Below are 10,708 nucleotides of genomic sequence, written 5' to 3'. Positions count from 1 at the left end.
GTCACGGAGGGGCTGAATAACAAGATCAAGCTGATTAAACGAATTGCGTTTGGTTATCGCAACTTTTATAACTTTCGGGCACGGATCTATTTACAACAAGGTCTGATCTTTGAAAACTAAAAAAATATGCGGCGCACAGAACGCGCCGCATATCGGACTAAGTTTTATTCAAATTTGTCTTCACCAACACGATTTGACGAAGAGCCAAAAATTCTATTTTGCTAAAAAATATTTTATTTTTACATTTTTGTGTGGTCTGTACGTGAGATTACGTCGCGACGTTGTTCTGGTGTTAAGTCACGGAATTTCACGGCATAACCGGATACCCGAATGGTAAAGTTCGCATATTTAGGATTATCAATATCTTTGTCCATTTCCTCTAGCAATTCACGACCAAAGACATTCACGTTCAAGTGGTAGCCTCCCTTATCGAAGTAGCCATCTAATACTTGACGCAGATTGTCAATCTGCATTGCTTCGTCATCTGTCCGGCCTAATGCGCCTGGATTGATGGTTTGTGTATCTGAAATACCGTCTTGCGCACAAGAGTAGTTCAATTTCGCAGTTGAATTCAATGAAGCCAACAGACCGTTTTTCTCACCTAAGAACTTACCATCTTGATAGCTTGGGTTTGCTCCTGGTGCCAATGGTTTACCTGCACGACGGCCATCTGGTGTATTCCCAGTATTTTTACCATAAACGACGTTTGAAGTAATCGTCAACAATGACAAGGTTGGTGTTGAATCACGATACGTGTGCTGACGTTTGATTTGCGTCATGAAGTATTCAAGAATCCAGTTCGCCATTTCGTCTGCTTCGTCGTTATCATTTCCGTATGTTGGGAATTCGTTTTGCGGAATATAGTCAATTGCCAAGCCATCCTCATCACGGATCACTTTTACGTTTCCGTGTTTGATCGCCATCAATGAATCCGTTGCGTGAGAAATGCCTGCAATACCGGTCGCAAACGTCCGTTTCAAATCTGTATCCATCAACGCTAATTGTGGTGCTTCATAGGCATATTTATCATGCATGTAATGAATCACATTTAAAGTATTCACATATAATTCTGCTAACCAATCCAAAACATCTTTGTAGCTTTCCATGAATTGATCAAAATCAATGCTGTCACCTTCTAATGGACGGAAACGCGGACCAACCTGCATCTTCGTCATTTCATCAACGCCGCCGTTGATTGCATAAAGCACTGCTTTAGCCAAGTTGGCACGAGCGCCGAAGAATTGCATGTCTTTTCCGATAACTGTCGCAGATACACAGCAAGCAATCGCTGCATCGTCAGATCCCCAGTATTGACGTAATAGATCGTCATTTTCCAATTGGATCGAAGAGCTTTCTTTCGCTACTTTTGCTGCATAAGTACGGAAGCCTTCTGGTAAATGCGATGAGTACAATACTGTCAAGTTTGGTTCTGGTGAAGGTCCCATATTTGTTAAGGTATGAAGGATACGGAAATCATTTTTCGTTACTAATGAAGAACCGTCCATGTTCATCCCTGCTAATGACAATGTCGCCCAGATTGGGTAGCCAGAGAATAATTGGTTGTACTCAGGCGTACGAGCAAATTTCACCATACGTAATTTCATAATCAAATGATCGATCATTTCTTGCGCTTCAAATTCAGTGATCAAGCCGCGATCTAAATCACGTTGGATATAGATATCTAAGAACGCTGAAATACGACCGATTGACATTGCGGCACCATTTTGTGATTTGATTGCTGCAAGGTAGCCGAAGTATAACCATTGGATTGCTTCTTGAGCATTCTTAGCAGGCTTGGAAATATCATAGCCATAGCTTGCAGCCATTTCCTTCATATCAGCTAATGCGCGGAATTGTTCAGAAACTTCTTCACGTAATTGGATCACGTCATTGGTCATTACTTTACTGCCGACGTTTTTCCAGTCTTTTTTCTTTTCTTTCATCAAGAAATCAATCCCGTATAATGCGACACGACGGTAGTCACCGATAATACGGCCACGACCATAAGCATCTGGAAGACCTGTGATGATTTTATTTTTGCGAGCTAAGCGCATTTCATCTGTATAAGCATCGAAAACACCTTGGTTGTGTGTCTTGCGCCATTTGTTGAAGATGAAAGACATTTCATCGTCTACTTCATAGCCGTTTGATTCTAAGGCTTTGTTGGCCATGTTGATTCCGCCAAATGGCATAAATGCTTGCTTCAACGGTACATCGGTTTGTAAACCAACGATCTTTTCTTCTTCCTTGATCAAATAACCAGGCTCATGGGAAGTGATGGTCGCGGGCACGTCGTTGTCCATATCATAAACGCCGTTTTGTTTGTGCTGAACTTCAAAAAGCTCTTGTAATTTGTCCCATAATTTTTCGGTACTCGGAGCTGCGCCTTCTAAAAAGCTGTCATCACCTTTGTACTCTGTGTAATTTCGTTTAATAAAGTCTAGCGTATTGACCTCATGCTGCCAGCGGCCCTCGTTAAACCCTTCCCAAGGATTTTCTGTTTGTTCTACAGTTTTTTTGATTGTTGTAGTTTCCATAATAGCACTCCCTTGTTAAATAGTTTCAAATTAATTTAAAATGATTATAACAAAGGAATCAGTTTTAAGAAAGGGCTTTTTTGACTTCTTATCTCTACAAAACCTTTTAAAATAATGATAATTATCTTATCAAATACCATGACCTGTTACACTTTTCACTATAACAGATGATGTAATTGATAATGACAGTTTCTACTTGATACGAGAATTTGCTCAGTAATATACAATTTACAACCGTTTGTTGACTGAAAAACAGAGAACTAATACAGACGGGCTTGTGAAATATTTCTCCCCTCAAACTCTCATAATCGACAAAAATTTCTTTCAAAAAAATTTTGTCTCATTATTCTAGCAGTTCATTCTAATTCACTAAAAAAAGGTTTTCACTGTTATTCAATAGTTTAATTAACCCGTCAGTTACTAAGTTCAGCTCTATTCTAAAGTTTTTTAATAACTAAAATTATTCTTAAATAAAAATACTTAAATTTATTTTAAAATCAGCATTGTGATCCCTTTTAGGCGTCCGTCTTCATTATTTTATTTTTCAGTCTAAAAAAATGACGAGTTCTCTAGCCTAGAAATATTCAAAGCAACGAAATTGGTATACAATATCAATCATATGTGTGTCGTTACTAAGGAGGTACTTTATGCTAGAAAGGTATATTGAAAAAAATATTTTTCGTCAGGTTTATCTCTGCCAACAGCTGTACCAAAAGAAAGAAATCACTTTACAAGCGATGGCCGAACGTTTAAACGTCTGTACACCTACGATTACTAACGATCTCGAGGCTCTAAAAGAATCTTTCACACAGGAGATTATTTCATTTGAGCGGACCAGAAATACCTGCAAACTATTTTTTGATCCCGCTTATTCATTATTAGAATTAACGCAACGGATTTACCGGCGCTCCGATTTTTTGCGTGTTCTAAACGACTTTTTGATTGGAAACACCCACTGGTCTGAGATCGCGGAAAAAGAATTTCTGTCGACTAGTAAAATTTATCAGCTTCGAGCAGATATTTTTGATTTTGCTGATGAGCTTGGCTATTCGTGTTCAAAGCAGCAGCTGAAACTGCCTGAAAAAGATCTACGCTACTTGCTTTTGGCTATCGCAAGATACACTGGTGAACGTTCCGCCATCCCATTCAATAAAATGATTGCTTCAGCTGCTGAAGAATTGATTGATTATGTCGAGGAACACTTTTTCGCACGTGATTACCCGGAAAGCGAGCGAGAAATCATCATTTTAGGCATTCAGCTCAGCAATCACCGTGCCCGACAAGCGACCATTACTTTTTCAGATGAAGACAAAATCTGCGCACAGCAAACACCTTTATTTGGATTATTACGTGAAGGCTTGAAAACCTTAAAATCAACAATTTGCGCTAATGAAGAGGAACTATTTTTTATTTATTCACTTTTCAATGCAAGAAATTATCTTTGCAACAATTTGGAATTGCTGCAAAAAGATTTTGACGTGGTGTATCAAAATCATATCAAGCGCTATCCTGAAATCGAAAATCTGCTGCAAGAATTACGTTCCTCTCTAACGATCTCACCTGACAATGAATTACTTTTGAAAAAGGCCTTTCTCCCTTTTATTCGTTCTACCTGGGGAGACATGCAGCTTTTCCAGCCGGATCTGATTTATCTGTTAGATAAAGAACAGCTGGTTATTTACCAAAAGGTGCAAAAAATCTTAGAAACATGGTCTGCTGCTTGCCAAACAACTATTCATTGGAACGACAATCTCATTCGCAAAATGACGTTAACCCTCGATCTGCTGCGCAGAAACACCTTTGATGAAAAAATCGAATTGTATATCGTCGCTTCTTCTGATTTCAATTTTTTATATTATCGTAAACAGCTGGAAGCCTTGCTGGATGATCATTTTCTTATTAGCACGATGATCTATAATACCTTGAATGAAGTAGTGGACGATACTTTCTTTTGCTCAAGACGAGTCATCGTTTGTGACACCGCACTTTACCAGGCGGACTTAGGCAGTGAGAATACATTAATTTTTCCTGTTTCACCTAAAACAATCGATCAAACCTGTATTGAGATCAACCAACTCGCTCGTCCATACGAAAGAAGCCTGAAAGAATAATTTTCCTTCAGGCTTCTTTTTAATGAGTAAATCCATATGTTTTGATTTCTGCTTTTTTATGATAAACCACATGCGCTTGATTCAAAGCGTCAATTGCTTCTTGCATGTCTTGAACATAATCACACGCCATGTTCATACCAAAATCAGCTCGAATGACCAGACGTTGAATGATTTCTTTTTCCAGATTTTGAGGTAATGGATAAGCGGGCACTTGCCAGCCTTTCATTAACAGACGGTCTGCCAAATCATACAAGGTCCATTCGCGTGTTGGATCTTCTTTTAATTTATAACAAACAATTGGTAGTTGAGACCCATCATTGACGATTTCAAACAATCCGGTTTCTTCAATTGCTTTGGCTAAATACAGTGCTACTTTATGGGTACGTTCATGAATAGCCTTGTAGCCATCAAAACCGTATCGTACAAAATTATAATATTGACCAATTAATTGTGCGGCACTATGAGAAAAATTAATCGCCATCGTTGGCAGCTCCCCACCTAAATAGCTGACTTTGAAGATTAATTCTTTTGGCAAATATTGTTGATCACGCCATAGAACCCAGCCGACACCTGGGTAAACCAATCCATACTTATGACCAGATGAATTGATTGAGATGACATTCTTCAATCGGAAGTCCCAAACTAAATCAGGTTCAGTAAAAGGTGCGTAAAAACCACCAGAAGCAGCGTCCACATGAATATAGACCTTATAATCGGTTTGTTTATTGTATTCTTCGACTAAGTCATTTAGTCCTTTAATATCATCATAACGCCCAGTATAAGTAATTCCCATGATACCGACAATTCCAATAGTATACTCATCAATATAGTCCATTACCTTATTTAAATTGATCGACATATGTTCTTGGTCTAATGGCACTTCCCGCATTTCAATATCCCAATAGACACAGAATTTTTCCCAGCAAACTTGGTAACCAGATGAAATAACTAAGTTCGGTTTTTTCGCATTGAGATCCAATCCTAGCTTTTCCGCACGTTTACGCCAAGCAAATTTCATTGCCATGCCGCCTAGCATACACGCTTCCGAAGAACCAATGGTTGACGTTCCCATAAATTTTTCGTTCTCACTGGCATTCCAAAGATCAGCGATCATATTCACGCAGCGATTTTCGATTTCTGTTGTGCGAGGATATTCTGATTTATCAATCGCATTTTTTTCTAACGTTTGACTCATTAGCTTCACTGCTTCTGGTTCCATATAGGTTTGACAAAATGTCGCTAAATTTAAACGGGCATTCCCTTCATCCAGCATTTCATCCTGAACTAATTGATAAGCGATCCGTGGTTCGATTGATGCTTGATTCAATTTATATTTTGGCAGATCAACTTGTTCACTTTCTGAACCAAAAATTGGTTCCAAATATTCTGCTTCATCACGATTTTCTTTTCCATATAACATGAGTAAATCCTCCTAAAAATGTCTTTATTTAATGTTTCAATGTGTGCTCTTCTTTTTGAACAATTTGATGTTCTCCACGAGCTGCTGGATAGATCGCTCCATTCACATCTCCTGCTTTCATGTGAACAGGCTCCTCGATCGTTGTGTGTCCATGCTTGTCGTGCAATTCATAAATAATAAACGGTAAAACTACCGTGATCACAAAACTAATCAATAAAATCACTTGGTAAGTTCGATCTTCGTTCTTAGCAATGGAAGCTGGAGGAACAAAGGAAATCAACAAAGCAAAAACTGATAATAGTAGTCCGACACCAGCAATGATTGTCTTTCCAATTTTTTTTCCAGGGACGTTATAGGTTCGTTTCAACTCTTGCTTTTTATATACCAAAACAAAATAACCGATAAAGAATAAAAGATAGCCGACCAAGTAAATCACTACCGTTAACGAAATCGCAACGAGGAAGGATAGATTATTTCCACCGCCGCCAAAGGTCAATACTGCACCCCAGATTGTGACGATCACGCCTTGGATCATAATTAATGGCACAGGAACCCCATGCGTGTTGGTCTTACGTAAAAAGTTAGGCAATAGCCCACGCTGTGCTGCCGCAAACATCCCGCGAGAAGGACCAACTACCCATGAACTTACTTCACCCATCACACCAAAAGCGATCATCAAAGCAATGACTTTAACCAGCCAGCCTAAATGACTGTTAAAATGCAAAATCAATGATTGGAATGTTTGGATCACTCCAGCGCTTAAGGATAATTCTTTTTGGGGAATCACTGCAGCTACAGAGAAGCCGCCGATCGCATCTAAGGCAATGGCTAGGATAACCAATAAGATCATCGCTAACGGGTAATTTCTCTTGGGATTTTCCAATTCATTGATATGGGAAGCGGATGCCTCAACACCCATATAAGCCAAAATGAAGGAGACAAAAACGACTAAAGTTGATAACTGTGAAAAATCTGGGATGAATGCTTTTTTACTAATAGCAATTTCGATAGGATTTCCTCCAATGAAGTAAGCCGCTGCCAACCCAAATAAAATGACGGACGGAATAAGGATACCGACCACAAATCCTGCTTTCGCAATTTTTGCCGTTCGTTGTGTTCCGCCTAATTGCGAGAAGGTCAGCCCCCAGAAAATGACTAGTAAACCGATATATTTCAATAAAGGGTCTGTATTCAGTGCTTGAAAATTCAATACATAGGACAGCGCACCTAAAATGAAATAAATCATGGTCACGAAGCCAACAGTAATTTGAAACCACTGAAAGAAGATCGCAGCAAAGCCAAATCGCTCACCTAACGTTTGGCTGACCCAACTAAAGATCCCACCGTTTTGCCAACCTTCCACCGTGGACATCTCTGCTGCACATAACGCCACCGGCAAAAACCATAAAATGCCACCTAGCAATAAAAAGAAAACCAGGTGCAGCTTCGAAGTAGCAAAGGTCGGATATTCGTACACCGTTAAGACCATCGAAGCCGTCAATGCAAAAAAGCCAAATAAAGATAATTTTTTCTGATTCATAGAAACGCTTCTTTCTCTTTTCATTAATTAATTAGCAATGAATGATTCAGGAAAAATATTTCAAAGAATATTGATAAATCATTTTAGGCACCTCTTTTCTTACAAGGAGAAGTATATATAGGATTTGGAGGACTTTTTTCTAGATTTTTTTCATTCAATCATGAGCAACCTAAAAAAATATGGAATTTTTTCCAACAAAAAAAGCCCTAGCCCTCTTCCTGTGATAGGAGAAAGCTGAGGCTTTTAACTTTTAACTACATACTGTATTCCTTAATATGCTCATTCATCAAGCCATTCGGAACATCATGGAGACGATAGCCATTTCCCCAATACGTAATAATCCGAACATTATCGATGTGGGCGTGAGCGATTTTCTTACGAATATTTCCTACTGCCGTAGACATTTGGACCAAACGCGATTTGCTGACTTCGTTGTTCCAAACCTTATTACACAGCTCATCTCTGGAAATGATCTTTCCGCTGCCCTCTGCCAGTGCACTGATAATTTTCTTTTCAATATTATTCAATGAACTATAGAAAAGAACTAAGTCTTGTTTCTTCATTTCAGATTGTCTGACGAGTCCTTTAGAAATCGACTCTTGATGCCCTCCACGCTTATCGCTTAACAGCAAGAATTCTCTTAGTTCCGTTAGCGTACAATCAATCGATAAACAATGGCTTTCATCAATATTAGGTACGGGTTCATCCGTACGCCGTAAATAATGCAAATCCTTTTCCAAAACAATGGGCAATATTTCATTAAATTCCTGATTTGTCAATGTTTCACTAAAGATGACAATATCAAATAGTGATAAAATATCTTCAAAATAATTAGGTTTATCCACATCAAAAAATTCTTTTAAGACAAAAACTTCATAGTCTAATCGTTGCAGTTCATTTTGAAACTCTTGCTCGATGATAATATTTCTAGTAAGAATAATTACTTTTTTCATCGTCCTACACTCCCATCTTTACTCATTTCCACTTTTACACCCGTTAACTCCACTGTCGAAAGTTCATTTAGTTTTCTAAACAACGAAGACTCTCTTTTACATCATCAATAATCTCTTGCGGTATATTGTTCTTTTGCTTCAATACACTATTCAAACGTTCCATTAGACTCGACTCAATATATTTTGCCTGTTCCTCTGCCTGTTGAATAATCTTACGACTGGTTGTCGCAGCAGCTAACAATGTGTCTGCAGCATCCGCTTTAACAAATAATTCCAAAGTAGCATCGTTTTCCTGATGAAACAGATAATCAAACAATTGTTCACTCCGATCACACTCAAACATATATTGTTCTAAAAGATGTTCATATTTCTCCTGTAAATCATTGATCTCCATCGTTTTTCTAGAAGAATCACCACATGCGCTTGCCTGCTGACGCTTTGATTTTCTATGAAGGACAAAGCGACGCCTTTCTAGATTGTCCTTATTATGATAGACAACGATATCTCTAGATAAAAAGATAGGATGATCCTCTAGCTTCTTTGTCACTTCTTTTAGTCGACAGCGGTATGCTGAAACTTTTTCCTCTAGTGCACCGCGTATCCCTTCCAGTTTTTCGATTTGCTCCAGGAGTTCCTTGTTCTGTATCTCCAAATCGTCAACCTTATCCAACAATTGTTCTTTGCTATTATCAGTTACACTAAAAACATCAAAATTTCCCATGCTGGTCTCATCTCTCTTCTTTGTGATTAAGATCAAAAGATAGCTGCTTCTATATGTATGTTTTTTGACTTATTATGTAAAACCGTCTTGCTTTTTCTGAGTGAACCTTCTCTCGTAACAAAACCATCAGAAGCTTATCTTCTATTTACTAACTATTGATTTTTGCGCTATTTCTCCTAAAATCTCTCCTTATTCTCCATCTGATACCTTCATATAGAAATAAACAGATATATCCTATATTTACTCTCGAATGTAGTTTGGCCACTTAATTGTTATCATTTTGAATTTGCTAACATTACGAAAACTCGAACATATCTGCAAAAAGCCATCAGCAATCCTCTTAGTTATATAACTTGTAAAAGTCTTCAAGGTAATTCTAATTCAAAAAGTATAATAATTATTTTTATTTTAAATAAATAATTTTTATGTTTTATTATACATCTATTTTTAAAAAATTATAAAATATTTTTTATAATAAATCAACAGTATATTAACTTTTTGCGAAACCTTTTTTTTAAAATCATTTTTGCTCATCGAAATTTTTAACCAATTACACATTTAGCAAAAATATTTCAAATTCATCATAATAATTTCTGGAAAACCAATATAAATAGCTACATGATAATCATTCCTTCAAAATAATGCTCCTGTTAATTCCTATGATGTTCTAACTACATTTGTATTTATGACAAATCAAAAACTGAATTTTCTATTCCGAGGGATAGAGTTAGTCGATTGATTTTTCATATATTTCTTGAAAAAAATAATAATCCCCCTCAATTTAAAAATATAACATAAACAAATTTTTATTCATTAAATATAAATATTTATCAATTAACCCTTTGAGCAGCTTGATCCTTTTTTAGTTATTTTACCCAATAATACACTTCCTAATCATCTTACATCGATTCTAAACTGGGAAACGTATTCTAATATAAGAAATAAATAATCATGACTCACTAAAGAAAAAAGCCCTTAATCATGGCATTTACATACTCTTTGATCCACTGATTCCTTAATAGTAATGATTCTTTGATTGGTTCATCAGTTAGGATTTCCTTTTTTTCATTATAAGTAAATTCTAAAAAAGTCATTCTCCTTTATTCTGTCTGAATTTTTTATAATATTTTGACGATTTTTCAATGTATTAATATAAAGCACTATTGGCAATGCGCTGCATAACACTTACGAATACACATAAATAAGAAAACCTCAGGAGAAAACCGCTCCTGAGGACTTTTTGTTTAGATAAATCATTTTATTGTCGATCACTGATTCTAAATTCGTATCCAAGTACGTTCTTATAGTATTCTGGATACATCTCTCCACCACATTTTTCGCAATCAAATTGCGGAGCGTTCTCAGGATCAAATGCAACATCTCCTGCATCCAAAAATTGAACTACTTCCTTTGGAATTTTTTCCTT

The 10,708-nt window shown here is 37.1% G+C and carries 8 protein-coding genes; 2 read left to right on the top strand and 6 right to left on the bottom strand.

Annotated elements, in window-relative coordinates; all coding sequences use genetic code 11:
- A partial coding sequence (locus tag OMU_RS22855) for an ISL3 family transposase (protein ID WP_016179795.1) occupies positions 1 to 120 on the top strand: 120 nt, incomplete at its 5' end.
- 119 nt (positions 121 to 239) lie between these two features.
- On the opposite strand, the gene pflB is transcribed toward OMU_RS22855, so the two are convergent.
- A complete protein-coding gene (gene pflB / locus OMU_RS09955; protein ID WP_016179794.1) occupies positions 240 to 2,537 on the bottom strand; it encodes a formate C-acetyltransferase in 2,298 nt (765 codons plus the stop codon).
- A gap of 647 nt (positions 2,538 to 3,184) precedes the next feature.
- Here pflB and OMU_RS09950 point away from each other — a divergent pair.
- A complete protein-coding gene (locus tag OMU_RS09950) occupies positions 3,185 to 4,648 on the top strand; it encodes a helix-turn-helix domain-containing protein (RefSeq protein ID WP_016179793.1) in 1,464 nt (487 codons plus the stop codon).
- A gap of 19 nt (positions 4,649 to 4,667) precedes the next feature.
- Here the strand turns inward: OMU_RS09950 and gad are convergent, their stop codons facing one another.
- The 5 genes from gad to OMU_RS23915 form a co-directional block, all read right to left on the bottom strand.
- Entirely contained in the window at positions 4,668 to 6,068 is a 1,401-nt protein-coding gene (gene gad / locus OMU_RS09945; protein ID WP_016179792.1) for a glutamate decarboxylase, read from the bottom strand.
- 28 nt (positions 6,069 to 6,096) lie between these two features.
- Positions 6,097 to 7,608: a glutamate/gamma-aminobutyrate antiporter gene (gene gadC, locus OMU_RS09940; protein WP_016179791.1), complete on the bottom strand. Its 1,512-nt coding sequence runs from the start codon at positions 7,606 to 7,608 to the stop codon at positions 6,097 to 6,099.
- 254 nt (positions 7,609 to 7,862) lie between these two features.
- Complete coding sequence (locus OMU_RS09935) at positions 7,863 to 8,561, bottom strand: helix-turn-helix domain-containing protein (RefSeq protein WP_016179790.1); 699 nt, start codon at positions 8,559 to 8,561, stop codon at positions 7,863 to 7,865.
- A 67-nt stretch (positions 8,562 to 8,628) separates the two neighbouring features.
- Positions 8,629 to 9,282, bottom strand: coding sequence for a hypothetical protein (locus OMU_RS09930; protein WP_016179789.1), 654 nt, complete (start codon positions 9,280 to 9,282; stop codon positions 8,629 to 8,631).
- A 959-nt stretch (positions 9,283 to 10,241) separates the two neighbouring features.
- Positions 10,242 to 10,376: a hypothetical protein gene (locus OMU_RS23915; RefSeq protein WP_256145349.1), complete on the bottom strand. Its 135-nt coding sequence runs from the start codon at positions 10,374 to 10,376 to the stop codon at positions 10,242 to 10,244.
- Between the last annotated feature and the right edge of the window lie 332 nt (positions 10,377 to 10,708).

It is taken from the genome of Enterococcus avium ATCC 14025 (assembly GCF_000406965.1).
Classification (GTDB): domain Bacteria; phylum Bacillota; class Bacilli; order Lactobacillales; family Enterococcaceae; genus Enterococcus_A; species Enterococcus_A avium.
Note: the sequence above shows the minus strand (reverse complement) of the source record. Positions and strands in the feature narration are given on the sequence as shown.

Excerpts from the sequence above, each read along its gene's own strand:
- pflB (WP_016179794.1), bottom strand. The coding sequence starts at position 2,537 with ATGGAAACTACAACAATCAAAAAAACTGTAGAACAAACAGAAAATCCT.
- OMU_RS09950 (WP_016179793.1), top strand. The coding sequence starts at position 3,185 with ATGCTAGAAAGGTATATTGAAAAAAATATTTTTCGTCAGGTTTATCTC.
- gad (WP_016179792.1), bottom strand. The coding sequence starts at position 6,068 with ATGTTATATGGAAAAGAAAATCGTGATGAAGCAGAATATTTGGAACCA.
- gadC (WP_016179791.1), bottom strand. The coding sequence starts at position 7,608 with ATGAATCAGAAAAAATTATCTTTATTTGGCTTTTTTGCATTGACGGCT.
- OMU_RS09935 (WP_016179790.1), bottom strand. The coding sequence starts at position 8,561 with ATGAAAAAAGTAATTATTCTTACTAGAAATATTATCATCGAGCAAGAG.
- OMU_RS09930 (WP_016179789.1), bottom strand. The coding sequence starts at position 9,282 with ATGGGAAATTTTGATGTTTTTAGTGTAACTGATAATAGCAAAGAACAA.
- OMU_RS23915 (WP_256145349.1), bottom strand. The coding sequence starts at position 10,376 with ATGACTTTTTTAGAATTTACTTATAATGAAAAAAAGGAAATCCTAACT.